Raw genomic sequence first — 25,722 nt, 5'->3', positions numbered from 1 at the left:
AGTTAATTCCAAGTGTCATATCCAGGCTAGCAACTCGCCGGGCAACACTTAATACGGCCGGCGAGTCTATAGATTAGCCCTGTGGGCATATGTAGGACTTTTCTGATATTTACCGACAACTCCTTCTTTGATCACGCAAAAGTAAACAGACCTAACTCCAGCGGCAAAGGGGTCGCGCCTTCACCGCCGGATACGTGATGATGATCAAGGGACTTGGCACGAGCCGTTACCTAGGAACATGGTCACCCGCGCCTCGCTCTCCTCAGAAATAATCGTTTCTCCACCATCTACAACATAGGAGTAGGTGATTCGCCCTCGCCCCTCACTGCCCCCCGGACCATCTGGGTCATACGTGGGCAGAAGGTGCGTTGCGTAGGGTTGTACCCGCCAGATGAAGCCTGTCACCGGCCAGGTTGTGTCATCCAGGGTGACCGTTTCATCCTTCTCGGCCCCAGCGATCGGCGTTTCTCCAGCGGTACCCGCCAGCGCGACCCAGTGCAGGGTCACATCATCCCCGATGCCCAAGTTGTAAGGCGGGCCCGATAGATCAGGCACTTGCACACGAATGGCATAGTCGGGACCATCGAGCGAATCGCAATTCAAGAACTGGCCCTTTTTATCGGGGAAGGTCGGCGCAGGGGGCTTGAAGATGACCGCGTTCACCTCGACCAGCGTGTCGTCCGAACGTTGGCGGTTGGGAGAGTTGGGAGAATTGATCCAGTACCACACCGGCACCTCGTCGCCATTGCCGCCCTTGTCGATGTAGGACCACGGAATGATTTGCGTTTTTTCATAGCCCTCTTTATCAGTGGGCAAGACCGTATAATCGGCTTCGACGACGTGCTCGCCGTTCCAGTAAATCTTTACGATTTCGTCCGCCTTCACATTCGGGTACAACTCAAATACAAAGTTGGCATTTTTATTATTGTGCGCTCGGGTCAATACGTTAGGCGTTGTTGAATTCTCGCCAAAGACTTCACCCAATGGAATATCACCATTGATCGGATTAGGCCAAGGATCGGTGGGCGTGGGCCCCGGTAGCCAAAAATTGGTCACGACCGTAATCCCTGTTTCGATGTCCGAACCATAAGGCTCCGTGCCTCGCAATACGCGATAACTTACTTGAATACTAATCGGCCCGGTCGCAGCGCCGTATTCGCTACGCAGCACGTCCGGGTCGATGCGGATGCTCTTGGTTGGGGCCAAACCCATGGTTTCCAAAGGAAGCACTGTCGTTCCCCAGGTCACCTCAATGAAATCGGTCCCCTTTCGCCCCGTATAGGTTTTGACGACCGCATCCACGCCATCCAGAGCATCTTGAAAATCGAGGAACCCCTTGAATGTCGCTTGCGGTACTTCGATTCTTTGAAGATCAGGGGGCGGCCAAGTGCCCAAGGCCACGCCCAAGCGGGTTAGGTCAGACAGCGGAGTGCGATTCTGCGCTTTGTCGCGCAGTGCATACACCGCATAGCAGCCACCATCCCCCACCCTCTGAATGACGTCGACAGGTATCCGTAATGTCAGGTCATTCGGTACAAAATCTGTGACCGTAGGCGGGGTACCGGGCAGGTTATCCGGCAACGGGAGTGTTCCGTACCACAGAAAATATTGATCGCTTGCCGCGCGGTCGTCATATTCGTCAAGGATCGCCGGAACCCCAGTAGGATTAGCCGCCAAAACAGCATCGGTAATGGGGGACGTAATGGTTAACGGTTTGGGCTCCTTATGGTTATAGGGGGGCGTGCTATCGAAAATACGAGTGGTGGGTAGTGACTCGTCGTGGCTGGCGTTGTAACTATCTAAATACGCTCTGAATGTATAAACGCCATCGATGGCAAAGTGCTTGCGCTCAAGGGTCAGTTCAAACGGAAAATCGGTTTGCGGGTCGACCGGATAAGGAAAGCTTCTTTCAGCAACGTTTTCATAGTCTGCTTCAGCAGGCGTCGCACCCGAAGCGAACTGCAAATACATGATCGACTCATCATCCGGCAGTGCCGGCAAGTCAGAGAAACCCAAGAATTTGACTTGCAGATCCCTATCCAGATCTTCGCTATGGAGCGTACCGTCTGTGCTATCGACCACCCTGGCCAGAAGCTCAGGAGGATCCAAAGCCTTGGGCCCTGAATGCTGTTCACGTCGCTGCGCGAGGTAGTCAATACGAGCCTGCGCCGCACTGGTTTTCTTGTCCACGCTTGCCATATCCGATTCTCCTGATATCCAGACCGTCGTGATTGAAGCCATCGCCGTAAGGCTCGGCAAACACAATGCCCATGGACACCTCGAAGCGTTTCACATCGACCAATGGGGCCTGCGACTGATTGAACGCCCTCTTTCATATCTTGGATACTGTCAGAGTTGACAGGTCGTCCTTTTACAGAGCACAAGCAACGACTGCCCGCCAGAAAAGCCGGGTGTTCAAACCAAGGGACTGTTCGCCAAGCCCGGGCCGCATCCCGTGCCAGCACATTTAGTTAGCCTGCTTTCTTTTATCCTCACCTCGCGCCATGATGAGGTTCTCTTACCGCCGCCCGCGAACGAGCCCCATGCCTACGCCCTCCTCTGCCCCCAGTTCCCTGTCGATCACCCTGCAGATCGTCTCCATCGTGTTCTACACCTTCATCGCCTTCCTCTGCATCGGCCTGCCGATTGCCGTGCTTCCCGGGTATGTCCATGAACAATTGGGCTTCAGCGCGGTGGTGGCCGGGCTGACCATCGGTTCACAGTATCTGGCGACCTTGCTCAGCCGCCCCATGGCCGGGCGGTTGTCGGACAGCGTCGGCACCAAGCGGGCGATCGTCTACGGGCTGTCGGGGATTGTGCTCAGCGGCGTGCTGACGCTGATTTCGACCTTGCTGCAAAGCTTTGCGCTACCCAGCCTGTTGATCCTGATCGCCGGCCGCTTGCTGCTCGGCGTGGCCCAGGGGCTGATTGGCGTGGGCACCATCAGTTGGTGCATGGGCCAGGTAGGGGTGGAGCACACGGCCCGCTCGATTTCCTGGAACGGCATCGCTTCGTACGGGGCCATCGCTATTGGCGCGCCGTTGGGGGTGGTGATGGTCGGTGAATTGGGTTTCGCCAGCCTGGGTATTGCGTTGTCGTTGCTGGCGGGCGTTGCGCTGTTGATGATTCGCAACAAGCCGTCGGTGCCGGTCATTCGTGGCGAGCGCTTGCCTTTCTGGGCGGTGTTTGCGCGTATTGCGCCGTTCGGGGCGGGCCTGAGCCTGGCGTCGATCGGCTACGGCACGCTCACCACGTTCATCACCCTGTTTTACATCAGCCGCGGCTGGACCGGCGCGGCATGGTGCCTGACGGTATTCGGCGTCTGCTTCATCCTCGCGCGGTTACTGTTCATTTCCAGCATCGCCCGCTTCGGTGGCTTCAACTCGGCCATTGCCTGCATGAGCATCGAAACCCTCGGGCTGGCATTGCTGTGGCTCGCGCCGTCCACCCCGTTCGCCCTGGTCGGCGCCGGATTGGCCGGCTTCGGGTTGTCGCTGGTGTATCCGGCGCTGGGGGTGGAGGCCATCAAGCAAGTGCCCAACACCAGCCGTGGCGCGGGCCTGAGCGCCTACGCGGTGTTCTTTGACCTGGCGCTGGCGATTGCCGGCCCGCTGATGGGCGCGGTGGCATTGAACCTGGGCTATTCGTCGATATTCTTCTGTGCCGCCTTGCTGTCGGTCACCGGCCTGGGCCTGACCCTGCTGCTGCGTCGCCGAGCGACAAACGCCCTTTATTGATCGGCCGTCTTCATCCCTGCCCGGGTCGGCTTGCCCAAGGCCTCGCCGAAGAAGCGGCTGGCCTCGGAAATCATGGTGCGGTGGATGTCCTTGCGATCGACACCGTCGGCATCCGTGCAGAGCGCTGGCATCGCGGCGATCTGCTCCTCGGTGCACGGCGCCAGGAAGACAAAGTGGCCCGCGCCGGCCAAGGTCTTGAAATCCGGTGCGGTGGGCAGCTTACGGGCCAAGGCGGCGGCATTCTTGTCGAAAGCCACCAGTTTGTCACCATCGCCGCTGTACAGCAGCACCGGCACATGGACATCGGCCAACGTATGACGACCGAATTTCAGGCTCAACGGTGCCATCAGCAGCAGCGCCCGGACCCTGGGGTCGGCCACGGGTTGCAGGTCATCGCGGTCGGCGATCAGTTCGCCCTGGGTGTTGCAGGCGTCACGATCGTCCGGCCGCTCCACGCAGTAGCGGCGCAGACGATTGAGGTCCGGCGTCGCACCGGACAGGATCAGCGCGGTTTCGCCACCGGCCGAATAGCCGATCACCCCGACCTGCCCGGCGTTGACGAACGGCGACAGCATCGGATCATTGAGCGTTGCGGTGATGGCCTCGGAAATCTGGATCGGCCGGCCGTAAAGGTTGCTCAGGGTGCCAAGCCGGCTGTGATCCTGGGCATTGTCGCCGGGATGAATCACCGCCACCACGACAAACCCCTTGCGCGCCAGCGAGGTGGCCAGGTCATGCAGGGCCAACGGCGTGCCGGTGTTGCCATGGGACAACATCAATAGCGGGAAGCGGCCGATGGCGATCTGGGCGTCCGGCGCGGCATCGATCTGGTAGCCACCCAGCAGGCTGGATTGCTCCCGGTCAGTGGACGGATAGAAGGCGATGGCGTGCATCGGCTGCTGATCCAGCGGATCGAGAAAGCTCAACTCATGGAAACCAGCGCTCCAATGCGGATGCGGCCCCGGTGCGGCCTGCACGGAACCGAGACTGGCTAACCAGCAAAGCAGCAGTGCTGCACCAAAACGTGTCATCGAATCTTCCACCTTCACCAGCGCCCGGGAAGGCCCCGTCGCTCGCACGCTTGGCCGTGCATAACCTGCGCCAGAATCCCCGACGCCGAATGCAGCAAAACCCTGCATCCCAGCCATCCAATGACGACGAGAATACAGGGTTTTGCGAAGGTTGCCCGAAGCGCTTGCTGCCTTTACGCAGGTTTTACGCAGCGGCGAACTGTTGGCCGATCTGCAACGAGGCTTCGCTCATGGCTTTGGTGCGCACGTCGTCACCGTAGGCCAGACCTTCGGCACGGACGAATTCGATATCGGTGATGCCAAGGAAACCGAACAACAGCTTGAGATATTCCTCATGCCCCACGCCGCTCGGTTGACCGGCATGCAAGCCGCCCGCAGTGGAGACGATCACCAGTTTCTTGCCGCCACACAAGCCTTCCGGACCGGCTTCGGTGTAGCGGAACGTCTGGCCGGCGACGGCAATGCGGTCAATCCAGGCCTTGAGTTGGGTCGGAATACTGAAGTTATACATTGGAGCGGCGATGACCACCGCATCAGCGGCCAGGAACTCGGCCATCGCCGAAGCGCTGAGATCCGCTTCGTGCTTCAGGGCCGCGTCACGCAGTTCAGCGCTGGTACCGGCGGCGATCAGGGTCTGGGCGGAAAAATGGCTGATGGCGTCGGCGGCCAGGTCACGGTAAGTGACGGTGATGCCTGGCTCGGCAGCTTTCCAGGCTTCAACCACTTCACGGCTCAATTGGCGGGAAGCGGAGTTGTCGCCGAGGATGCTCGAATCGATGTGCAGCAGTTTCATATCAATGCTCTCCAAATGAGGACCGCAACCGGGCGATCAATTGGCGACCATCCTATCAATGAAGCCAATGATCGATAAGTCAGCATAAATGCGATAGTTTGTCCCACTCACAGGACAATCGAGTTCACCATGCAAGACCTCAATGACTTGTATTACTTCGCCAAAGTCGTCGAAGCCGGTGGTTTCGCGGCGGCCGGGCGCTTGCTGGGCATTCCCAAATCGCGGTTGTCGCGGCGTATCGCCGAGCTGGAAGAGCGCCTGGGCGCACGGCTGCTCCAGCGCACCACCCGCCAGTTGAAACTGACGGCGGTCGGCGAACGTTATCTGCGCCATTGCCAGGCCATGTTGCTGGAGGCCGAGATGGCCGACGAAGCGGTGGCGAGCATGTCCAGCGAGCCCCGCGGCCGATTGCGGGTGTCCAGCCCCGTGGGCCTGGCCCACCAGTTCCTGCCGGTGGTGATCGAAACCTTCCTGGTGAAATATCCCTTGGTGCAACTGGACATGACCCTGCTCAACCGGCGGGTGGACCTGATCGGCGAAGGCATCGACGTGGCATTGCGCGTGCGTGACCTGGGGGACGAAGACCCGCTGTTGATGACCCGGCGTTTGCGCCGGGCACGACTGATGCTGGTGGCCAGCCCGGCCTTCGTCGAAGGACGGCGGATCGAGACCCCGGACGATCTGGAGACGTTGCCGGTGCTGGGGGCCCTGGAAGCCGATCGCCTGGTACATCTGCGTCTGGTCAAGAGCGATGGACAGCGTGTGGAACTGAGCCTGGAGGCCCGCCTGGGCATCGATGACTTCATTGTGCGCCGGGCCTGCGCCCTCGCCGGCCTGGGCTTCACTTTATTGCCGAGCATGTATTGCGAGCAGGAATTGCTGGACGGCACACTGGTGGAACTGCTGCCTGGATGGTCGTTGCCCGACGGCTGGCTACAGGCGGTCTACCCGCATCGGCGCGGCATGTTGCCCGCAGTGCGCGCCTGGATCGATCATTTGGTGGAAGCCTTCGAGGGCTGTGGAGATAGAACGCTATGAGTTTGAGCGAAGAGGATGTCGCGCAGTTCTGCCTGGGCTTGCCCGGAGCCAGGGAAGACTACAAATGGGGCGGCGTGCGGGTGTTTTCCATCGCCGGGAACAAGATGTTCGCTCTTCAGGGCCTGCGGGGCGACTCGTTGGCGTTCAAGGTCGACAAGGATCTGTTCCTGGGTCACTGCGACCGGCCAGGCATTCACCCCGCGCCTTACCTGGCACGGGCCCAGTGGATCATCATGCAGGTGCCCTACCCGCTGGGGGCCGAAGAACTGCGTGGCCTGCTGCAACGCTCGCACCAATTGGTGGTCGGCAAATTACCGAAGCGTACCCAGGTCGGGTTGTTGCTGTAGTGGCGGCGCGACTGAACCACCGCCATCGCGAGCAAGCTCGCTCCCACAGGTTTGAACGGTCCAGGACTACGCCAACAGATAACCGCCCAGGAACAACTGGTCGATCCAGAACACCTGGTGCAACAGCACGATGAACCAGAACACCACTTGAAACGAGACTTTGCGGGTCTTGTGGCGAAACAGCTGCTGGGCCAGCAAGGCTCCAGGCCAACCGCCGGCCAGCTCCAGTGCATGCAGCACGTTCTCCGGGGTGCGCCAGGCGTCGGCGCGCGCCTTGCGCTTGTCGCTCCAGTACAGCAGGAACGCCACCACACTGACGATGCCGTAGGCTGCCATCGGCACCCACGACACTGCCCGCAGCCCGAACAGCAGCGAACCGAACAGCGGCAAGGCGCAGACCAGCGCAAAGACCATCAGCTTGAGCCGCAGGTGCTGCACGACGCCGCCGCCATTGCCCCCTGCGCGTTTATGGGCGCCTGAATCGTTCATGGCTTGGCGGCGGTCCAGTCCACCCAGCCGAACTGCCAGGTGGCCAGGATCAACAGGCCAAAGGCGATGCGATACCAGGCGAACACGGCGTAGCTGTGACTGGCGATGAACCGCAACAGGCCCTTGACCGCGATCATGGCGAAAATGAACGCCGTGACGAAACCAATGGAGAACACCGGGAAATCCGCCGGGACGAACAGTTCGCGGTACTTGTAGCCCGAGTAGACGGCCGCGCCGACCATGGTGGGCATCGCCAGGAAGAACGAGAACTCGGTAGCGGTTTTACGCGACAGGCCAAACAGCAAGCCACCGATGATGGTCGCACCGGAACGGGAGGTGCCCGGGATCATCGCAATGCACTGGGCCAGGCCGACCTTCAACGCATCCTTCCAGGAGATCTCGTCCACCGTTTCGGCGTGTACCTGGTGCTGGCGCTTCTCGGCCCAGAGCATCACCACACCGCCCACCACCAGCGCGGCGGCTACGGTGACCGGGTTGAACAGATAGTGGTGGATCCAGTCGGCCAGCAGCACGCCCAGGACCACGGCGGGCAGGAAAGCGATCAGCAGGTTGGCGGTAAACCGGCGGGCGCCGGGTTGCGTCGGCAGGCCCAGCACCACGTCGAAGATCTTGCGCCGAAACTCCCAGACCACCGCGAGGATCGCACCAAGCTGGATGATGATGTTGAATGCCATCGCTCGTTCGCCACCGAACTCGAGCAAGTCGGCGACAATGATCTGGTGCCCCGTGCTGGAAATCGGCAGAAATTCCGTCAAGCCTTCCACTACGCCAAGAATCAGTGCCGAAAAGGCGGTCCACAAATCCATTCATCCCCCAAAAAAGACGCTGTTCATGCAGGTCTTATCAATATTCAAGTGTCATGCAGGTACACGCAGCGGCTGCACGATAACCGCGACCTTTCAATAAAAACCAATGAAAAATCAGAACAGGCTCAGGTTTTGCGCTGCGGGGCCGAAATCCTATCAGACAAGCCCTGATAACGCTGCCGCGTTATGACCCAGATCAATCATGGATAGCCGCCGGGCGCTAAAGTGCCGGCCGTCGTTGATGACAAGAATAAAAAACCGGAGTGACAGCGTATGAATAGCTTGCGCAGTGTGTCGATCAGCCGACGCTTGTGGCTCATCCTGATTGTGGCCATCGTGATGTTGTTCACGCTCGGCGCGTTGATGCTTAAACAGATCCACACTGACCTCTATCAGGCAAAAGTGCAAAAAACCCAGCATGTGGTGCAGACCGCCAGCGGTGTGCTGACCTACTACCATGGCTTGGAAACCGCTGGCACCTTGACCCGCGACGCCGCCCAGAAGCAGGCCCTCAGCGCCGTGCGTGGCCTGCGCTATAACCAGAGCGACTATTTCTGGATCAACGACCTGACACCGGTCATGGTCATGCACCCGACCAATCCGAAGCTTGAAGGCCAGAACCTCTCCGCCATCCGTGACCCGAACGGTTATGCGCTGTTCAACGAGATGGTCGCCATCGCCAAGTCCAAGGGCGCCGGCATGATCAACTACCTCTGGCCGAAACCGGGCGCCGAGGCTCCAGTGGGCAAGACCTCCTACGTCCAATTGTTCGAGCCCTGGGACTGGGTCATCGGGTCGGGCGTGTACATCGATGACGTCCAGGCCGAGTTCCAATCCCAGGTGATCAAGGCCTCGGCGGTCGGCCTGGTCATCACCCTGCTCATGGGCCTGTTCTTGACCCTGATCGTACGTAGCATCGTCAGTCCGTTGCAGGAAACGGTGAACGCCATGGCCAATATCGCCAGTGGCGAGAGCGACCTGACCCGCACCCTCGACACCCACGGCCAGGACGAAGTCACCCAACTGGCCCGGCACTTCAACGCCTTTACCGCCAAATTGCGCCAAGTGGTGAGCCAGTTGCAGGAGTCGGCCAGCGCACTGGGGCAATCATCCAGCGAATTGGGCAACGACGCGGCTCAGGCCCAGGAACGCAGCCAACAGCAGTCGCAGCAAATGGAACTGGTGGCCACCGCGATCAATGAAGTGACCTATGGCGTGCAGGATGTGGCCAAGAATGCCGAGCACGCGGCCAGTGAGATGCGCGACGCCGAATCCCAGGCCCAGCAAGGCCAGGTCAACATCGATGGCAGTTTGCAGCAGATCGACCGCCTGTCCCAGACCATCGATCAAGCCGTGGAAGTGATTCGTACCCTGGCCAGTGAAAGCACCCAGATCGGCAGTGTGCTGGAGGTGATTCGCTCCATCGCCGAACAAACCAACCTGTTGGCCCTCAACGCCGCGATCGAGGCCGCCCGCGCCGGCGAGCAAGGCCGAGGCTTTGCGGTGGTCGCCGATGAAGTGCGGTTGCTGGCCCAGCGTACACAGAAATCCACCGCCGAGATCCAGGCGATGATCGAGCGTCTGCAAACCCATTCCGACGCCGCCGTGAAAGTCATCGGCGACAGCAGCCGAGCCTCGCAACTGACCATCGAACAGGCCGGCCTCGCCGGTGCCAGCCTCAACGCCATCGGCCAGGCCCTGCGCAACCTCAACAGCCTGAACGCCTCCATCGCCAGCGCCACCCTGCAACAGGCCCATGTGGTGGAAGACATCAACCAAAACGTCACCCAGGCCGCCGGACTGTCCCACAGCACCGCCATGGCCGCCGAACAATCCAGCCAGGCAAGCAGCCGCCTCAAGGCACTGAGTGAACAGTTGAACGGGTTGCTCAAGCAATTCCGAGTCTAAAGATTGGTGGATTATCCCTGTGGGAGCGAGCTTGCTCGCGATGGCGGTCGCACATTCAGCATTGATGCAAGCTGACCCACCGCTATCGCGAGCAAGCTCGCTCCCACATTGGTTTGTGGAGCTATCCACCACATAGCGTTTACAATCGCCGCCCTCTCCTCTTTCCCAAGGAACCGCCATGTCCGGGCTTGAACTGTTTGCCGCAGCCCTCGGCGTGATCGCCGTCTGGTTGACCGTCAAGCAGAACCCCTGGTGCTGGCCGATCGGCCTGGTCATGGTGCTGCTGTACAGCTGGATTTTTTTCGAGGTGAAGTTGTACTCGGACATGCTGCTGCAGGTTGTCTACGCGGTGCTGCAACTCTACGGCTGGTGGCAATGGACCCGTGCCGGGCGCAATCATGATGGGCGCCAGGTCAGCCGCCTCGGTGGGCCATCGGTGTTGCTCGGCCTGGCCCTCGGCGCGGCGGGCAGCTTGCTGTTGGGTGCCGCCATGGCCCACTGGACCGACGCCGCCCAGCCCTGGCTCGATGCCGCGCTCACGGGGTTCAGCCTCGTGGCCCAGTGGTGGATGGCGCAAAAACGCGTGCAATGCTGGCCGCTGTGGATCGCCCTGGACGTGATCTTCGTGGCTCTGTTCATCTACAAAGGCTTGCACCTGACCGCCGCACTCTACGCCCTGTTCACCCTGCTGGCCGTGCAAGGCTGGCGCGAATGGCGTGCCGACCCGGCCCTGCGCGCATGAAGGTGGTGGTCCTGACCGGCCCGGAGTCCAGCGGCAAGAGCTGGCTGGCGGCGCAATTGCAGGAACACTTCGGTGGAATGCGGGTGGATGAGTACGTGCGCCATTTCATGGAGCAGACCCAACGCGATACCTGCCTGGCCGACATCACCGACATCGCCTCCGGCCAGCTGGCCCGGGAAGACGAGGCGCGTGCCCATCGGCCGGCGCTGCTGATCCTCGACACCCACCTGTTGAGTAACATCCTCTGGAGCCAGACCCTGTTCGGCGATTGCCCGGAATGGCTCGAACCGGCGCTGCTGGCCCGTCATTACGACCTGCACCTGTTGTTGAGCCCAGAGCAGGTCGAATGGACGGGCGACGGTTTGCGTTGCCAGCCCGATCTGATGGAACGGCTGACGTTTTTCCAAGCGATCGAGACTTGGCTGAGGCGACATCGGCAACCTTTCCAGGTCATTCAGGGCAACTGGGTGCAACGCCGCCAGCAGGTGTTTGCAGCCGTTACCCAACTGCTTGAAGCGTGAACGCCGCTTGATCTGTTTCACTTCTGAAACAGCGCACTTCCACCAAACCCTGACTCAACCCCGTTTCATACCCTTGTCATCAAGACTGTCAAGCTGCTGAAACACTCGCCTGAAAGCCTTGATCCAGAGCCCTGGAGCGGCTGATGGCCATTTGGCCGTCATGCACCTGTCTCAACGCTGAAACAGGATCCCTCCCCGAACGTCCATGCCTGAATCCAACCCATTGAATTGGCAGGCATTTCAAAATACGGCACAACACCTGCTCTTCCCCACTTCGCAACGCTGGACCAGGGCCAGCCCACCGAAGAAGGAATCGATGCCGTGGGGACTTTCGAAAGAAGTTTGACCTGTTTGCTAGTGATCGGCTGCGCCGCCAGCGCGATGCTCAGCCTGCCAGTACAGGCCGAAGGCAACGGCGTCATCGTGCTCAGCCGTGACGTACAACCCATCGCAATCGGTCGCAACGGCGGCAAAGATCCCTACCCGACCACCGTCAATGCCAACCCCTCCGCACGAATCAATCAAGCGACCGCCAGCACCGAACTGAGCGATGGCGAGTTCGCCAGTGTGGCCAGCGGCTCGTCGATCCGCAACATTGTCACCCCCAATACCGGTGTGCAGGGTTTGAACGTGGTCACCAACCCCAACGGCATGCCGGGCATGAATGCCGGTCACGGTGGCGGTAGTGGTGGCGCGATCTCGGGCACCATCAACCGCTCGTTGACTTCCGGCCTGGCCCCGCTGGGTCGGCTGGCGGGAGGACAGTGACATGAAGCCCGTGCTGTTCCTACTCGCCCTGATCGTGCTTTCCCTGCTCAGCTCTTTCACCGTATTTGCCGATTCGGGTGTCGCGGTGGTCAGCAACGCCAACCTGCAGGATTCCGGCAGCCATTACACCGGCAACTTCAACGTCAACCAGGCGGCCGGCGACCGGATCCAGCAAACCAACACCCGGGCCATCGCCATTGGCAGCCACGCCCAGGCAAGCACCCACGTGCAGCAACGTGTCGACACCCAGGCCGCCCCTTCCATGAACGCCACCGCCCGCATCGGTGGCCACTCCTTCAGCAACGGCAACGGCGTGCTGGGCGTCAACCAGTCCGCCGGGGCCAACAACCAGATGGCCGATGTCATGCGAGTGGGCATCAGTGGTCATCCGCAGAGCATGGACGACAGCGCCCTGTCTCAACAGAACGTGGCGTTGTTACCGAACTCAGGAGCAACTGGCGCCCCAACCGGCAGTCGCCAGGTCGTTACCAGCGACCAGGCCTTCACCGGCAGCCGAGGGGTAATCCAGGTGAACCAGAGCGCCGGGGTGGGGAACCGAATGGCTAACACCCTGAGCATCCGGGTCGCTGACTGACCCGGGGCTACATAAGAAAGTACCGACACTTAACCAACGACACGCAAGGAGAAACACCATGAAACCTACAATGGCACTCAAACCATTGGTTTTCGCTCTCGCCGCTGTCATGGCAATGGCTGCACAGGCTGGAGGAAACGATAACCATAATGGCCATGGCAATGGTCACGGGCATCAGCAAGGGCCGACGCTGGACCAGTTGCTCTCCATCAGTGCCGGGGCTGGGGCCGCGGTGCTGGATGAGCAGAACAGCGACGGCAACGTGGTGACCAACCAGGCCACCAAAAACACCGCCGAAGCCAAAGACTCGCTCAATGGCAGCAACGGCAACATGGGCGCCAACATTGCCGGCGGCGACGGCAACCAGCAGGACAACGCCGCCGCCCTGGCCACCGCCGACGAAAGCTTCATCTTCGGCTCGGCTGTCGCCGCCTCCAGCGCCACGCAGGTCAATAACAACAACTACGTCAAGAACAACTCCACACAAAACAACGCCTCGCTCACCAATGCGGGCAACAACGGCTCCGGCAACATCGGTATCAACGTGACCGCCGGGAACTTCAACCAGCAGAAAAACAACCTGGCCATCGCCGTATCCGGGGGTCGTGTCGCACAGGCCTCGGCCGCGGCCGACCAGGCCTCCACCGGCCTTGTGGTCGACAACAAAGGCGTGCGGACCTACAAGACCGACACGCTCACCAGCACCTATAGCGCCTCAGGCACATTCAAGGCCAAAGGTACCGGTACCGCCGAAGACAACGATCATGGCGGCTGGGACAACAGAGGCGGCTACGGCGGCGGTCATGATGACGACAAGTTCAAGTTCTCCGCCGTGGGGACTTTCGAACTGGCCGGCAGCAACACCCAACAGGTGCTGACCCGCGACGGTTGGAAAAACCCTGTGATCAACAACGCCACCATGACCAACTCCATGAACGGCTTCTCCGGTAACGGCGGCGCCAACGTGTCGGCAGGCGTGGGCAACCAGCAAAGCAACTCGCTGTCCATCGCGGCCGGCTGCAAGGCTTGCATGTAAAAAAGTACCACTGTGGGGGTAGTAGCTCTGTGGGAGCACAGCTCGCTCGCGATCGAGGTCGTCACGTACGGCCCCTCTGCTGGCTTCAAAACCGCTATCGCAAGCACGCTTTGCTCCCACAGGCTCGCCCCCACAGGGGGCTTTTCCTGGATGTCCACTAGGCGTATTGATCATGCGTGTCACTGCCGTTTTCCTGCTGCTCTGCCTGGCTTGCATGGCCGAAGCGGCGCAGATGCCAGTCGCCGCCCTGCCTGGCGGCATGCTGGTCTACAAACCGGTGCAAAGCGTACGCGAACGTAAATTCAGCGACATCGTCGAGCAGAAAACCGACTTCAGTTGCGGCGCCGCCGCGCTGGCCACGGTGCTGCGCCAGGCCTATTGGCTTGACGTCGATGAAGAACACGTCATCAAAGGCATGCTGGTCAATGCCGACCAGAACCTGGTTCGCACCCAGGGGTTTTCCATGCTGGACATGAAGCGCTACGTGGAGACTATCGGCATGCGTGCCCGAGGCTACCGCATACCGCCAGAGAAGCTCGAAGCGGTGACGATTCCGGTCGTAGTCCTGATGGAAATACGCGGCTACAAGCACTTCGTGGTGTTGCAGCGGGCCGACAAGCAATGGGTCTACATCGGCGACCCGGTGCTGGGGCACAAGCGTTACGCCCACGATGAGTTCGTCAAAGGCTGGAACGGCATCGTCTTTGCGATCGTCGGCCCGGGCTACGACAAGACCAATGCACTACGCAGCCCTCCTCAACCCCTGACAGCCCGTAACAAGCTGGACGGTTTCAACCCGGTCAGGGATGCGGAACTGATGGATTTCGGCTTCATACAGAGCGACTTTTTCTAATCGCCGACCACTGCCAACAATAAGTACAAAAAAGGAGCAGGACGCTCCGGGAGCAGCACATGAAAACGTCACACTGGCTGTCGCTGGCCTGCCTGCTCGCGACCGCCTCGGGCTATGCCCATGCCGGCTTCAAACCCATCGAAGTCAAGGACCAGGAGCTTGCCGAGCTACGCGGTCGTTACGTCATGCCCGGCCGAGTCATCAGTTTCGGCATCGTCATGAGCAGTACCTGGCGCAACGCCAGCGGCGACTTGATCGGCGCCACCAGCACCATGCAGATCCAGGCCGCCACCGTCAAACCCGAGTTCTATGTCTCCACCATCAAGCAGACCGGCAATGGCAGCGTCCCCGAACAGGGCAGCGGCAACATTACCGGTGGCGCCGGCCTTGGCACGGGCCAGGGCGTGACCCAGAGCGTACGTGCCGCCGGCGACGGCAACACGGCCTACAACAACGTCAGCATCGATGTGAAAGAGAGCAACCAGGCACCGGCGCTCGTGCCTTCCCAGGGCCAACTGCTGACCAAGGGCCAGACCATCAGCGGCAACAACGCCGCTGGCAGCGTCGCGGTTACCGCCACCGGCAGCGGCGTGCAAATGGCGATCCAGGCCAGCCACAACCAGGGCGGCACCTTGCAGCAAGTGGCCCAGGGCGGCTTGCTGCAAAACACTCGCCTGCTGGGCAATAGCAACCTGGTCAACAACATGACCCAGCTCAACGTGGTGCTGAACAACAACGGCCCCAGTGCCGGGGCACTGGACTGCAACCTGACCCAACTGCGCGGCCTCCGTAACCTCGGTTATTGAACTACGCTGTTTTCCGACCACTGGGCAAATAGGGACGGCATATTTCATGTATCGATCCGTATCGTTGCGCGCTGTGATGTGTTTAAGCACGTTGTTCCCGGCAGCCGTGTTGCAGGCGGCCCCGGACGCCGACATCGAGGCCCTGAAACAGGAACTTCTTGAGCTCAAGCAACGATACGAGGTCCAGCAGAAAGCCCTGGCGGTGCTCGAACAGCGGGTCCGCCAGGTAGAGGACCAACCCACCACGCCGCAGCCCAAGCGCCTGGCCAAATCCCCGGCCGACATGAAAGGCAACCAGACCGTGGCCGGCGGTGGCGCGACAACGGCAGGCGGCAGTGGCTATGGGCAATCCCTGGCCGATGATTCCCAGCCGGCCCAGAGTGTCTCCAATCTCTATGACGAGGCCAGCGGCTTCTTCGGCGGCGGCAGGTTCAGTTTCGAGACCGGCGTGACCTATTCACGCTACGACACGCGGCAACTGATCCTCAATGGCTTCCTGGCCCTGGATTCGATTTTCCTGGGCAACATCAACCTCGACCGGATCAAGGCCGACACCTGGACGCTGGACCTCACCGGCCGCTATAACTTCGATAATCGCTGGCAGTTCGACCTTAACGTGCCAGTGGTCTACCGCGAATCCACGTATCAGTCAGGCGGCGCGAACAACGGCGCGGCCGGGGTCACCAGCGAAGAAACCGTGACCCGCGACCCGACCATCGGCGACGTCAACTTCGGCATCGCCTACAAGTTCATGGATGAGTCGATCAACTCTCCAGACGCGGTGGTCACCCTGCGGGTCAAGGCGCCCACCGGCAAGGACCCGTTTGGCATCAAGCTGCGCCAATCCCAGGCCAACACCAACCTGTTCGTACCTGACGACCTGCCCACCGGCAACGGCGTGTGGTCGATCACACCCGGGCTCTCGCTGGTCAAGACCTTCGACCCGGCGGTCTTGTTCGGCACCCTGTCCTACACCCATAACTTCGAAGAATCGTTCGACGACATCAGCTCCACCGTCAACCAGAAGGTGCCGGGCAAAGTACGGATCGGCGACAGCTTCCAGCTCGGTGCGGGCATTGCCTTCGCCTTGAACGAGAAGATGAGCATGTCATTCTCGGTCTCTGACCTGATCCAAAAGAAAAGCAAGCTCAAACAGGACGGCGGCGACTGGGAGTCGGTGGTCTCCAGCGACGCCAACGCCGGCTACTTCAATATCGGCATGACCGTCGCAGCGTCCGACAACCTGACCATCGTGCCCAACCTGTCCATCGGGCTGACCGACGATGCGCCGGATTTCACCTTCAGCCTGAAATTCCCGTATTACTTCTGATGCCCCAAGGGATATGTGATGGACACCTATCCCAAGGGCACTGCATAACCCTTGTGGGAGCGAGCTTGCTCGCGATAAGGCCTTTTCAGTCAGCATTGATACTGAATGAAAGGCCGCTATCGCGAGCAAGCTCGCTCCCACAATGGGTTGTATGTAGGCTGTTCTAGCGAATCTGATGCTTGTGCAGCAAACGATAGAACGTCGGCCGGGAGACGCCCAGCACCCGGGCGGCCACGCTCAGGTTGTCGCTGTGCCGGTTGAGCACATCGCTCAGGGCCTGGCGCTCGGCGCGGGTCTTGTAATCCTCCAGCGTGCCCATCGGCGCCGCGACGCCCTGGTGGCTGGCCAGCCCGAGGTCCCTCGCTTCGATTTGCCGCCCTTCGGCCAGCACCAGCCCGCGACGGACGCGGTTGGCCAACTCCCGCACATTCCCGGGCCAGTCGTGCATGCCCATCGCCACCAATGCATCCTCGCTGAAGCTGCGGGGGCGGCGGCCGGTTTCCTGGCTGTAGAAATGGGAAAAGTGACTGGCGAGCATCGCCAGGTCGCCATGCCGTTCGCGCAAGGGCGCCATCGTCACTTGCAGCACGTTCAGGCGGTAGTAGAGATCCTCGCGAAAACGCTTTTGCTCGATGGCCGCCTCGAGGTCCACATGGGTCGCCGCCAGGATCCGCACATCGACCGCAATCGGCTGGCTGCCACCGACCCGTTCAATGTGTTTTTCCTGCAGGAAACGAAGCAGGTTGGCCTGCAGCTCCAACGGCAGGTCGCCAATTTCATCGAGAAACAGCGTGCCTCCGTGAGCGGCCTCGATTCGTCCGATCTTGCGTTGGTGAGCGCCGGTAAACGCGCCCTTTTCATGCCCGAACAGCTCAGACTGGATCAGGTGTTCCGGAATGGCGCCGCAGTTGATGGCGATGAACGGCTTGTTGCGCCGGTGGGACTGACAGTGCAGGGTGCGCGCCACCAGTTCCTTGCCGGTGCCGCTCTCGCCGCGAATCAACACCGGCGACTCGGCAGGCGCCAACTTGCTCAATAACTTGCGCAGTTCGCGGATCGGCTTGCTGTCGCCCAGCAGTTCGTGTTCGGGCCGATCGATGTGAATCGAGCCCTGCCCCCGCAAGCGCGCCATGCCAAACGCCCGACCCAGTGTCACCTGGACCCTGGACACGTCGAACGGCAAGGTATGGAAGTCAAAAAACCATTCGCAGACAAAATCACCGACGTTTTGCAGGCGCAATACTTCCTGGCTGAGCACGGCGATCCATTCGGTGCCGCTACGGCTGATCAACTCCTTGACCGCTTCCGGACGCTCCAGGTGAAAAGGCTGCAAGCGCAACAGGCCGACGTCACAGGTCCGATCGCCGGCGTGTTCAAGGGCGCAACTGTCCACGTCCCAACCAATGCTGCGCAGACCTGGCAACAGGCGATGGCAATCGTCGCAGGGATCAACCACGAGCAGACGACGTGACGTACTGGCTTCGATCATGACTGATCCTTGGCGCCAAAATAAAGAAATATGATTAGAAACAGTCGTTTGGCAAACCTGCATGTAACAGTAGCAAGAACTTGACGCCCCCTTGTATCAATTGATTATCGACAACAGGTTAAAGTGGTTATAAGCGAGCGTTTCGTTAGTTGTCGCGGGTGCTTTTCTTTCAGGGTGCTTTCAAACAAAAGACCAAAAGCCTGGTCTGAAAGAAAATCGAAATTTATTTAAATAATGTGTGACCCGCCTACGGGTTCGGGACATCAGTACAAGTAACCAGCCGCACGGTACGCCCAACCGACGGCACATCATTTGTTTGGGCACACTTAAGAGAAAATGCCATGAACGCCCCGCTCCGTATCAACGAAGCTCTTTTGATTGCCGACCGCGCATTCCGTCCTTTCCAATGCGTGGCCTGGGCTCCACAAGACGGTAACGGCGAACTCAGCCTGACCGTCATCGACCGCACCAATACCCATATTGGCCGCACTCAGATTCCAAGCAGCGCCTATACCGACCCGGTCCAACTGGCCGATCTGTTGAAGCAGGCCCGTGCCGAACTGAGCCAGGAAGGCTACACCTTGCAGTCTTGGTCGATGCCTGAATAAAACACTGCTAGGGCCTGTTATCGATTGCAGGCTTGGCATTGGGTTGTAAAGCCATTGTTATGGCACGCATCGCCCCTGTAACTGCAGTACCTGACAGTTGTGCATTGTCACATTCAGGGATTGAATGTTGCCCTCATGCAGTCATCGCCCGTTCGGGCCGGTCGACACGCAAGGAGAGGCAGGCATGCTCGATCAGTTCGCGTTTGAACTCCCCCCGGCCATGACCCACGCCGGGAAACTTGACCCAGGCTTTGCCGCCAACGGTAAAGCCTGGGTTCATTTCGAAAGCAGCACCTCGAGCCTGATCACCGGATTGACCCTCGACCGTGCCGACCGCATCCTGGTCGCGGCCAGGATCGAGACCGCCCATGGCAGCCGGTTCGGGCTGGCACGACTCAATCATGACGGTTCGACCGATCCGGGTTTCGGCAGCCATGGCTGCGTGATCGGCGCGTTCGAACAGGGCTTCGAAGCGACGGCGGGCAAAGTGATCGAGCTACCCGACGGGCATATCCTGCTGTCCGGCCTGCACTACGAAAACAACGAGCACACCCTTCCCGCACTGGCGCTGTTCGATCAACAGGGCCGTGCCGTCCAGAACTTCGGCAACGCTGGCCGACACATCATCCGGCTCTGCGGCGACCTCTCCCAAGGCCTGCGCGATCCCTGGCTGCCGCCCGGCGTACCGGGGCTCGAGGCCTGCGACATGCAAGTGCAGGCCGATGGCCGGATCCTCTTGCTCGCCAACCATCACTACCAATTGTCCGACCATGTCGGCGTACTGATCCGGCTCCTGCCGGACGGGGCCCTGGATACCTCGTTCAACGGTCGCGGTTTCGTGATGGTCCGACGCGCGCTGAAAAATACCTGGCTCGGCTGCCTGATGCTCCAGGCTGACGGGCATATTGTCGTCGGCGGCGCGATTGACTTGCCCCAGCACGGCTTGATCGCCCGTTATGACAGCAGCGGCAAGCTCGATGACAGCTTCGGCGAAGAGGGCTTCCTGTCCATCCTGGCGCAGGGTCACAGCGTGATGGTCAGCCAGATCGTTCAGGATGCGAACGGCGATCTACAAGCCTTCGGCAGCAGCCGCGATCCGATGCACAGCCTGTCCCTGAAAGTGCGCCTGGACGGCACGCCGGACCGTCATTGCAACCAGGGCCAGTGCCAACTCATGGCGATCGGGCGCAACGCCAGCCAGTGGACCGCTGCCCGGCTTCAACCGGACGGCAAGCTGGTGACCGCTGGCGCCACCATCGGCGGTATCGAAGCCGACTTCGTGCTCGCCCGGCATTTGCCGGATGCCAGCCTCGATCCGGATTTCGGTGAAGGCAAAGGCTGGGTTCGCACTCGACTCGGCTACAGCCTGGACACCGCCACCGCCCTGGCGGTGCAGTCTGACGGCAGAATCCTGGTGGGCGGCTACTCGCTCCAGGGGCATTATCGAGCGGTGGTTGCGCGGTATTGGGCGTGAGTCAGATCGTCGTAGGCGAACGGTATTCACGCCTACGCTTGATATTCCCCATTTGTTACGGCAAGTTGCGCGCTTCTAATTAAAAGGAGCAGCCAATGTCCGGTTCGATGGCTCAAGCTTTCGCGCACAACTTTCTTGGGCAGTCCCCGCGCTGGTACAAGGCGTGCATCATCACCTTCCTGATTCTCAATGCCTTGGTGCTGTGGACCCTCGGCCCGGTGGTCGCCGGCTGGATGCTGGTCGTGGAGTTCATCTTCACCCTCGCCATGGCCCTCAAATGCTACCCGCTGATGCCTGGTGGGTTGCTACTGGTCGAAGCCCTGCTGTTGGGCATGACCACACCCAAGGCGCTGTACGACGAATTGGTGCATAACTTCCCGGTCATCCTGCTGCTGATGTTCATGGTGGCCGGAATCTACTTCATGAAGGACCTGCTGCTGTTCCTGTTCTCGCGCTTGCTCCTGGGTGTGCGCTCCAAGGCGCTGTTGGCCTTGATGTTCTGCTTTCTCTCGGCATTTCTGTCGGCGTTCCTCGACGCCTTGACCGTCACGGCGGTGATCATCAGCGCCGCGGTGGGCTTTTATTCGGTATACCACCGTGTGGCATCGGGCAACGATCCACGCAAGGACAGCAGCATCGATGAAGACCACGACATGCCGTCGCTGCACCATGGCGACCTGGACCAGTTCCGGGCATTCCTGCGCAGCCTGCTGATGCATGGTGCCGTCGGCACGGCGCTGGGCGGCGTCTGCACCCTGGTGGGCGAACCGCAGAACCTGTTGATCGGCCATGAGATGGGCTGGCATTTCGCTGATTTCTTCCTGAAAGTCGCACCGGTGTCGCTGCCAGTGCTGGTTGCCGGGCTGCTGACCTGCGTGGCCCTGGAAAAGCTGCGCTGGTTCGGCTATGGCGCGCTGCTGCCGGACAACGTCCGCACCGTGCTGGCCGATTACGCTGAGCAGGACAATCGCGAACGCACCGCACGCCAGCGCGCAGCCCTGGTCGTCCAGGGTCTTGCCGCGCTTATCCTGATCGTCTGCCTGGCCTTGCACATCGCCGAAGTCGGCCTGATCGGCTTGATGGTCATCGTGTTGATTACCGCCTTCACCGGCATCACCGACGAGCATCGACTGGGCAATGCGTTCAAGGACGCCATGCCGTTCACGTCGCTGCTGGTGGTGTTCTTTGCGGTGGTGGCGGTCATTCACGACCAGCAGTTGTTCACGCCGCTGATCCAGTGGGTCCTGGCTCTGCCCGCCGACCAGCAGCCCGGCATGCTGTTCATTGCCAACGGCCTGCTCTCGGCCATCAGCGACAACGTGTTCGTGGCCACCATCTACATCACCGAGGTCAAGCAGGCCTTCATCTCCGGCCACATGAGCCGCGAACAGTTCGAGACCCTGGCGGTGGCCATCAACACCGGCACCAATCTGCCGAGCGTCGCGACACCGAACGGCCAGGCTGCCTTCCTGTTCCTGCTGACCTCGGCGATCGCACCGCTGATTCGCCTGTCTTATGGCCGGATGGTCTGGATGGCCCTGCCCTATACCGTGGTGATGGGCGGTTTGGGCTGGTATGCGGTGACTTACTGGCTGTAAGCAATTCCTGAGTAAAACCTGGGGCGAGGAACCTTGCTCCCACTGGACTGTGCGTAGGAGCTGTCGAGTGCAACGAGGCTGCGATCTTTCCCCAGACACTTGAGTCTCAAGCGAAAGATCAAAAGATCGCAGGCTTCGCCAGCTCCTACAGGTCAGGACATCCTACGGCAGGATGTACCGCTCGATCGCCAGGGCTGCGCCGTCTTCGGTCACGGCGGCGGTCACCACATCCGCCTGGCGCCTGATCGCCTCATCCGCCTGGCCCATGGCAATCGATAATCCCGCCCGGTGAAACATCGCCGGGTCGTTGCCGCCGTCGCCCATGGCCGCGGTCTGCTCCAGCGGCACGTCGAGGAAGGCGGCCAGGGTCGACAGCGCTTCCCCTTTGTTGGCCTTCATCGCCGTCACATCCAGGTAGATCGGTTGCGAACGCGACACCTGGGCCTGCCCCTTGAGCAGCGGATGCAGCCGAGCCTCCAACTCTACCAGCAGGTCGGTGTTGGCGCTGGTGGCGACGATCTTGTCGATCCGCTCCAGGTAAGGTTCGAAACTCTCGACTTCGACCGGCGGGTAGCCCAGGCCACGCGTCTCCACCGGCACCATCGGCCCGTGGGCGTCGCGCACCAGCCAGTCGCCATCGGCGAATACCCAGACTTCGATGCCCGGCTGATCGGCGTACAGCGCCAGGGTGGCCAGCGCAGCCTCCGGCGGCAGGTAATGGACTGCGAGGAAACTGCCGTCGGGATGAACCAGCGTGCCGCCATTGAATGCCGCCGTGGGCAGGTCGACGCCCAGGGCCTCGATCTGCTGCAACATCGCCCGCGGCGGCCGCCCGGTAGCGAGGCTGAACAGCACACCGGCCTCACGCAATGCGCGAACCGCGGCGATGGTACGCTGGTTGATGCTGTGATCAGGCAGCAGCAGTGTGCCGTCCATGTCGCTGAGTAGAAATCGGATGGGGCGCTTCACCAGAACACTCATCCCAGGCCATGCCAGACGCGATTGTCGCGGGTCAGCAAGTCATCGGCGACCGCCGGACCATCTTCGCCGGCCTTGTAGGGCTGGACCGTCGCGTCCTGCTGCCAGGCATCAAGGAACGGCTGCACGGCACGCCAGCCGTTTTCGATGTTGTCGGCACGCTGGAACAGGGTCTGGTCACCGGTCAGGCAATCGTAGATCAGGGTTTCATAACCCGTGGACGGCTGCATTTCGAAGAAGTCCTTATAGGCAAAGCCCAATTCGATATTGGCCATGTCGAGCGCCGGCCCCGGCCGCTTGGCCAGCAGGTCGAACCACATGCCTTCATTGGGCTGAATCTGGATTCTCAGGTACGTGGGTTGCAGTTCGTCGACTTCAGTGTCGCGAAACTGCGCGTAAGGCGCCGGCTTGAAGCATATGACGATCTCCGTGTCGCGCACGCTCATGCGCTTGCCGGTACGCAAGTAGAACGGTACGCCCACCCAACGCCAGTTATCGATCATGACCTTGAGGGCCACGTACGTCTCGGTGTTGCTGTCGGCGGCGACGTTGGCTTCCTGGCGATAACCGGTCACCGCCTTGCCAGCGACTTCACCGGCGGTGTACTGGCCACGGATCGAGTTGGCGCGGGCCTGTTCCACCGACCAGGGCCGGATCGCCCCGACGACCTTGGCCTTTTCCCCACGCACCGCGTCGGCCCCAAACGCCGCTGGCGGCTCCATGGCCACCATCGCCAGCAGTTGGAACAGATGGTTGGGCACCATGTCCCGCAGGGCGCCGGTGTGCTCATAAAAACTGCCACGGGTTTCCACGCCGACGGTTTCGGCGGCGGTGATTTGTACGTGGTCGATGTAGTGGTTGTTCCAGAACGCCTCGAACAGACTGTTGGAAAAACGGCTGACCAGAATGTTCTGCACCGTCTCCTTGCCCAGGTAATGGTCTATGCGATAGATCTGTTTCTCGCTCATGACCTTGAGCAGGCAGGCGTTCAGCGCCTCGGCGGTTTGCAGGTCGGAACCGAACGGTTTTTCGATCACCACCCGCCGGAATGCCCCCTCCTGCTCCTGAAGCAGCCCGGCCGCACCGAGGCGGCTGGCCACTTCACTGAAAAAGCGCGGCGCGGTCGCCAGGTAGAAGACCGCGTTGCCGGTGCCGCTGGCGGCGATTTTCGCCGCCAGCGCCTGGTAGGTGTCGTCATCGAGGAAGTCACCCTGGACGTAGCTGATGCCTTGGGCCAGCTTGGCCCACAGCGCCGGGTCGAGCGCGTGGTCGGCATCACCGCCCTTGCTCGCCGCTTCGTTACGGATGAAATCTTCGAGTTTCTTGGCAAAATCCACATCGCTGATGGCGTTGTGGTCAACCCCGACGATGCGCAGCCCATCATCCAGCAAACCGTCGCGACTGAGGTGGTAAAGCGCCGGCATGAGCAGGCGCTTGACCAGATCGCCATGGGCGCCGAACAGGAACAACGTGGTCGGCGGCGCGGATTCTGCCTTGGATTTGCTGGCGATCGAGGTCATTTCTTCGGCGTCTCCACGTGGCCGCCAAAGCCGAAGCGCATGGCCGAGAGCATTTTGTCGCCGTAGGTACTTTGCTGGCGCGAGCGGAAACGGGCGAACAGCGAGCTGGACAGGACCGGAACCGGCACTGCTTGCTCGATGGCGGCCTCGATGGTCCAGCGCCCTTCCCCACTGTCGGCGACTTCACCGGAAAAACCGTCCAGTTTCGGATCGCTGGCCAACGCGTCGGCGGTCAAGTCCAGCAACCAAGACGACACCACGCTGCCGCGACGCCAGACTTCGGCGATATCGGCCACGTTCAGGTCGAAACGCTGCTCCGGTGGCAGGCTTTCGCTGGATTTGGTCTTGAGGATGTCGAAGCCCTCGGCGAAGGCCTGCATCATGCCGTATTCAATGCCGTTGTGGATCATCTTCACGAAATGCCCCGAACCCGCCGGGCCCGCGTGGATGTAGCCACGTTCGGCGCGGTCATCGTCGGATTTGCGGTCACGGGTGCGCGGGATATCGCCCATGCCCGGCGCCAGGCTGTCGAACAGCGGGTCCAGGCGCTTCACCACCTCGGCCTCGCCGCCAATCATCATGCAGTAACCGCGCTCCAGGCCCCAAACACCGCCGGAGGTGCCGACATCGATGTAGCTCAGGCCTTTTTCCGACAGGGCCTGGGCACGACGGATGTCGTCCTTGTAATACGTATTACCGCCGTCAATGATCACGTCGCCCGGCTCGAGCAACTCGCTGAGGACGTTGATGGTGTCTTCGGTGGGGGCGCCGGCCGGCAGCATGACCCAGACCGCCCGTGGTTTTTCCAGGCCGGCGACCAGCGCCGGCAGGTCCGCGACGCCCGTGGCGCCTTCCTGGCGCAGGTTTTCGACAAAAGCGGCATTGCGGTCATAGACGACGGTGGCGTGCCCATCGAGCATCAGGCGCCGCGCAATATTGCCGCCCATGCGGCCCAGTCCAATGATCCCGAGTTGCATGTGCTGATGCTCCCTACTACAAATAAAGGTGTGTCAAAGATTTAACACTATCGACTAATGGAGGTTAGTCCAGAGCATTGCTGCATAGTTTCCGGGTAATTCGAGCGATCACAAGGGATAACGCTCAAGATCCGGCCAAAGACACAGCGACCATGAAAAATAAAAAAGTTCCAATCACAAGCAAAAGAAATCAGAATCGGCGCCGATAGTAGAGGTGTCGACCAAATCATGGCGACATCTCTATAGTTGATGTACGC

24 protein-coding genes are annotated in these 25,722 nt (G+C 60.7%); 15 read left to right on the top strand and 9 right to left on the bottom strand.

The genetic code is table 11. The features are described from left to right. Window positions 1–204 precede the first annotated feature (204 nt). Window positions 205–2,199, bottom strand: coding sequence for a hypothetical protein (locus BLQ55_RS21755; protein ID WP_092256903.1), 1,995 nt, complete (start codon window positions 2,197–2,199; stop codon window positions 205–207). Window positions 2,200–2,543: 344 nt separating this feature from the next. Between BLQ55_RS21755 and BLQ55_RS21750 the strand changes: the two genes are divergently transcribed. Continuing rightward, window positions 2,544–3,737 (top strand): MFS transporter, encoded by a 1,194-nt coding sequence (locus tag BLQ55_RS21750; protein ID WP_092256900.1) that lies wholly within the window; start codon window positions 2,544–2,546, stop codon window positions 3,735–3,737. Here the strand turns inward: BLQ55_RS21750 and BLQ55_RS21745 are convergent. After that, on the bottom strand, window positions 3,731–4,768 hold the full coding sequence (locus tag BLQ55_RS21745; RefSeq protein WP_092256897.1) for an alpha/beta hydrolase family protein: 1,038 nt from the start codon (window positions 4,766–4,768) through the stop codon (window positions 3,731–3,733). The genes BLQ55_RS21750 and BLQ55_RS21745 overlap by 7 nt on opposite strands. A 184-nt stretch (window positions 4,769–4,952) precedes the next feature. Beyond that, window positions 4,953–5,561, bottom strand: a complete 609-nt coding sequence (locus tag BLQ55_RS21740) for an FMN-dependent NADH-azoreductase (RefSeq protein WP_092256894.1) — start codon at window positions 5,559–5,561, stop codon at window positions 4,953–4,955. A 129-nt stretch (window positions 5,562–5,690) separates the two neighbouring features. Between BLQ55_RS21740 and BLQ55_RS21735 the strand changes: the two genes are divergently transcribed. Together BLQ55_RS21735 and BLQ55_RS21730 are read left to right on the top strand one after the other, a co-directional pair. After that, window positions 5,691–6,599 (top strand): LysR substrate-binding domain-containing protein, encoded by a 909-nt coding sequence (locus tag BLQ55_RS21735; RefSeq protein WP_092256891.1) that lies wholly within the window; start codon window positions 5,691–5,693, stop codon window positions 6,597–6,599. Beyond that, window positions 6,596–6,946, top strand: coding sequence for an MmcQ/YjbR family DNA-binding protein (locus BLQ55_RS21730; protein WP_092200767.1), 351 nt, complete (start codon window positions 6,596–6,598; stop codon window positions 6,944–6,946). Before BLQ55_RS21735 ends, BLQ55_RS21730 begins: the two co-directional genes overlap by 4 nt. A 66-nt stretch (window positions 6,947–7,012) precedes the next feature. Here the strand turns inward: BLQ55_RS21730 and BLQ55_RS21725 are convergent, their stop codons facing one another. After that, on the bottom strand, window positions 7,013–7,435 hold the full coding sequence (locus tag BLQ55_RS21725; RefSeq protein WP_092256890.1) for a DUF1294 domain-containing protein: 423 nt from the start codon (window positions 7,433–7,435) through the stop codon (window positions 7,013–7,015). After that, a complete protein-coding gene (locus BLQ55_RS21720; protein WP_092256887.1) occupies window positions 7,432–8,262 on the bottom strand; it encodes an undecaprenyl-diphosphate phosphatase in 831 nt (276 codons plus the stop codon). The genes BLQ55_RS21725 and BLQ55_RS21720 overlap by 4 nt, the downstream gene beginning before the upstream one ends. Before the next feature lie 273 nt (window positions 8,263–8,535). On the opposite strand from BLQ55_RS21720, the gene BLQ55_RS21715 reads away from it, so the two are divergent. From BLQ55_RS21715 to BLQ55_RS21675, 9 genes are all read left to right on the top strand, one after another. Continuing rightward, window positions 8,536–10,170, top strand: coding sequence for a methyl-accepting chemotaxis protein (locus tag BLQ55_RS21715; protein WP_092256884.1), 1,635 nt, complete (start codon window positions 8,536–8,538; stop codon window positions 10,168–10,170). Window positions 10,171–10,348: 178 nt separating this feature from the next. Beyond that, a complete protein-coding gene (gene pnuC, locus BLQ55_RS21710) occupies window positions 10,349–10,912 on the top strand; it encodes a nicotinamide riboside transporter PnuC (RefSeq protein ID WP_092256882.1) in 564 nt (187 codons plus the stop codon). Then, entirely contained in the window at window positions 10,909–11,433 is a 525-nt protein-coding gene (locus BLQ55_RS21705; RefSeq protein ID WP_092200752.1) for an AAA family ATPase, read from the top strand. Before pnuC ends, BLQ55_RS21705 begins: the two co-directional genes overlap by 4 nt. A 321-nt stretch (window positions 11,434–11,754) precedes the next feature. After that, entirely contained in the window at window positions 11,755–12,201 is a 447-nt protein-coding gene (locus tag BLQ55_RS21700) for a hypothetical protein (RefSeq protein ID WP_092200749.1), read from the top strand. Window position 12,202: 1 nt separating this feature from the next. Next, window positions 12,203–12,796: an adhesin gene (locus BLQ55_RS21695; protein WP_092256878.1), complete on the top strand. Its 594-nt coding sequence runs from the start codon at window positions 12,203–12,205 to the stop codon at window positions 12,794–12,796. 58 nt (window positions 12,797–12,854) lie between these two features. Next, complete coding sequence (locus BLQ55_RS21690) at window positions 12,855–13,832, top strand: heme utilization protein (protein WP_092200743.1); 978 nt, start codon at window positions 12,855–12,857, stop codon at window positions 13,830–13,832. Window positions 13,833–14,004: 172 nt separating this feature from the next. Further along, window positions 14,005–14,685, top strand: a complete 681-nt coding sequence (locus tag BLQ55_RS21685; protein WP_092200740.1) for a C39 family peptidase — start codon at window positions 14,005–14,007, stop codon at window positions 14,683–14,685. 59 nt (window positions 14,686–14,744) lie between these two features. After that, complete coding sequence (locus BLQ55_RS21680; protein ID WP_092256875.1) at window positions 14,745–15,491, top strand: hypothetical protein; 747 nt, start codon at window positions 14,745–14,747, stop codon at window positions 15,489–15,491. A gap of 46 nt (window positions 15,492–15,537) precedes the next feature. Beyond that, complete coding sequence (locus BLQ55_RS21675) at window positions 15,538–16,821, top strand: transporter (protein WP_092200734.1); 1,284 nt, start codon at window positions 15,538–15,540, stop codon at window positions 16,819–16,821. 163 nt (window positions 16,822–16,984) lie between these two features. Here the strand turns inward: BLQ55_RS21675 and BLQ55_RS21670 are convergent, their stop codons facing one another. After that, on the bottom strand, window positions 16,985–18,310 hold the full coding sequence (locus BLQ55_RS21670) for a sigma-54 dependent transcriptional regulator (protein ID WP_092200731.1): 1,326 nt from the start codon (window positions 18,308–18,310) through the stop codon (window positions 16,985–16,987). A 341-nt stretch (window positions 18,311–18,651) separates the two neighbouring features. Here BLQ55_RS21670 and BLQ55_RS21665 point away from each other — a divergent pair, with 341 nt between their 5' ends. From BLQ55_RS21665 to nhaB, 3 genes are all read left to right on the top strand, one after another. Beyond that, window positions 18,652–18,918 (top strand): hypothetical protein, encoded by a 267-nt coding sequence (locus tag BLQ55_RS21665; RefSeq protein WP_013693488.1) that lies wholly within the window; start codon window positions 18,652–18,654, stop codon window positions 18,916–18,918. Between the two features lie 184 nt (window positions 18,919–19,102). Continuing rightward, the gene (locus BLQ55_RS21660) at window positions 19,103–20,392 is read left to right on the top strand and encodes a hypothetical protein (RefSeq protein ID WP_092256872.1); all 1,290 of its coding nucleotides are present in this window, start codon (window positions 19,103–19,105) and stop codon (window positions 20,390–20,392) included. Between the two features lie 95 nt (window positions 20,393–20,487). Continuing rightward, complete coding sequence (nhaB, locus tag BLQ55_RS21655) at window positions 20,488–21,990, top strand: sodium/proton antiporter NhaB (protein ID WP_092256869.1); 1,503 nt, start codon at window positions 20,488–20,490, stop codon at window positions 21,988–21,990. 162 nt (window positions 21,991–22,152) lie between these two features. On the opposite strand, the gene BLQ55_RS21650 is transcribed toward nhaB, so the two are convergent. Genes BLQ55_RS21650 through gnd form a run of 3 tightly spaced genes read right to left on the bottom strand, consistent with a single transcriptional unit; the run spans window position 22,153 to window position 25,465 of the window. Next, a complete protein-coding gene (locus tag BLQ55_RS21650) occupies window positions 22,153–22,971 on the bottom strand; it encodes an HAD family hydrolase (protein ID WP_092200722.1) in 819 nt (272 codons plus the stop codon). Continuing rightward, window positions 22,968–24,488, bottom strand: coding sequence for a glucose-6-phosphate dehydrogenase (gene zwf / locus BLQ55_RS21645; RefSeq protein ID WP_092256867.1), 1,521 nt, complete (start codon window positions 24,486–24,488; stop codon window positions 22,968–22,970). Before zwf ends, BLQ55_RS21650 begins: the two co-directional genes overlap by 4 nt. Next, entirely contained in the window at window positions 24,485–25,465 is a 981-nt protein-coding gene (gene gnd, locus BLQ55_RS21640) for a phosphogluconate dehydrogenase (NAD(+)-dependent, decarboxylating) (RefSeq protein ID WP_092256864.1), read from the bottom strand. The genes zwf and gnd overlap by 4 nt, the downstream gene beginning before the upstream one ends. Between the last annotated feature and the right edge of the window lie 257 nt (window positions 25,466–25,722).

It is taken from the genome of Pseudomonas sp. NFACC13-1, assembly GCF_900104425.1.
Taxonomy (GTDB): domain Bacteria; phylum Pseudomonadota; class Gammaproteobacteria; order Pseudomonadales; family Pseudomonadaceae; genus Aquipseudomonas; species Aquipseudomonas fluorescens_AA.
Note: the sequence above shows the minus strand (reverse complement) of the source record. Positions and strands in the feature narration are given on the sequence as shown.

Coding starts and splice junctions, on each gene's coding strand:
- BLQ55_RS21755 (WP_092256903.1), bottom strand. CDS start 2,199: ATGGCAAGCGTGGACAAGAAAACCAGTGCGGCGCAGGCTCGTATTGAC.
- BLQ55_RS21750 (WP_092256900.1), top strand. CDS start 2,544: ATGCCTACGCCCTCCTCTGCCCCCAGTTCCCTGTCGATCACCCTGCAG.
- BLQ55_RS21745 (WP_092256897.1), bottom strand. CDS start 4,768: ATGACACGTTTTGGTGCAGCACTGCTGCTTTGCTGGTTAGCCAGTCTC.
- BLQ55_RS21740 (WP_092256894.1), bottom strand. CDS start 5,561: ATGAAACTGCTGCACATCGATTCGAGCATCCTCGGCGACAACTCCGCT.
- BLQ55_RS21735 (WP_092256891.1), top strand. CDS start 5,691: ATGCAAGACCTCAATGACTTGTATTACTTCGCCAAAGTCGTCGAAGCC.
- BLQ55_RS21730 (WP_092200767.1), top strand. CDS start 6,596: ATGAGTTTGAGCGAAGAGGATGTCGCGCAGTTCTGCCTGGGCTTGCCC.
- BLQ55_RS21725 (WP_092256890.1), bottom strand. CDS start 7,435: ATGAACGATTCAGGCGCCCATAAACGCGCAGGGGGCAATGGCGGCGGC.
- BLQ55_RS21720 (WP_092256887.1), bottom strand. CDS start 8,262: ATGGATTTGTGGACCGCCTTTTCGGCACTGATTCTTGGCGTAGTGGAA.
- BLQ55_RS21715 (WP_092256884.1), top strand. CDS start 8,536: ATGAATAGCTTGCGCAGTGTGTCGATCAGCCGACGCTTGTGGCTCATC.
- pnuC (WP_092256882.1), top strand. CDS start 10,349: ATGTCCGGGCTTGAACTGTTTGCCGCAGCCCTCGGCGTGATCGCCGTC.
- BLQ55_RS21705 (WP_092200752.1), top strand. CDS start 10,909: ATGAAGGTGGTGGTCCTGACCGGCCCGGAGTCCAGCGGCAAGAGCTGG.
- BLQ55_RS21695 (WP_092256878.1), top strand. CDS start 12,203: ATGAAGCCCGTGCTGTTCCTACTCGCCCTGATCGTGCTTTCCCTGCTC.
- BLQ55_RS21690 (WP_092200743.1), top strand. CDS start 12,855: ATGAAACCTACAATGGCACTCAAACCATTGGTTTTCGCTCTCGCCGCT.
- BLQ55_RS21685 (WP_092200740.1), top strand. CDS start 14,005: ATGCGTGTCACTGCCGTTTTCCTGCTGCTCTGCCTGGCTTGCATGGCC.
- BLQ55_RS21680 (WP_092256875.1), top strand. CDS start 14,745: ATGAAAACGTCACACTGGCTGTCGCTGGCCTGCCTGCTCGCGACCGCC.
- BLQ55_RS21675 (WP_092200734.1), top strand. CDS start 15,538: ATGTATCGATCCGTATCGTTGCGCGCTGTGATGTGTTTAAGCACGTTG.
- BLQ55_RS21670 (WP_092200731.1), bottom strand. CDS start 18,310: ATGATCGAAGCCAGTACGTCACGTCGTCTGCTCGTGGTTGATCCCTGC.
- BLQ55_RS21665 (WP_013693488.1), top strand. CDS start 18,652: ATGAACGCCCCGCTCCGTATCAACGAAGCTCTTTTGATTGCCGACCGC.
- BLQ55_RS21660 (WP_092256872.1), top strand. CDS start 19,103: ATGCTCGATCAGTTCGCGTTTGAACTCCCCCCGGCCATGACCCACGCC.
- nhaB (WP_092256869.1), top strand. CDS start 20,488: ATGTCCGGTTCGATGGCTCAAGCTTTCGCGCACAACTTTCTTGGGCAG.
- BLQ55_RS21650 (WP_092200722.1), bottom strand. CDS start 22,971: ATGAGTGTTCTGGTGAAGCGCCCCATCCGATTTCTACTCAGCGACATG.
- zwf (WP_092256867.1), bottom strand. CDS start 24,488: ATGACCTCGATCGCCAGCAAATCCAAGGCAGAATCCGCGCCGCCGACC.
- gnd (WP_092256864.1), bottom strand. CDS start 25,465: ATGCAACTCGGGATCATTGGACTGGGCCGCATGGGCGGCAATATTGCG.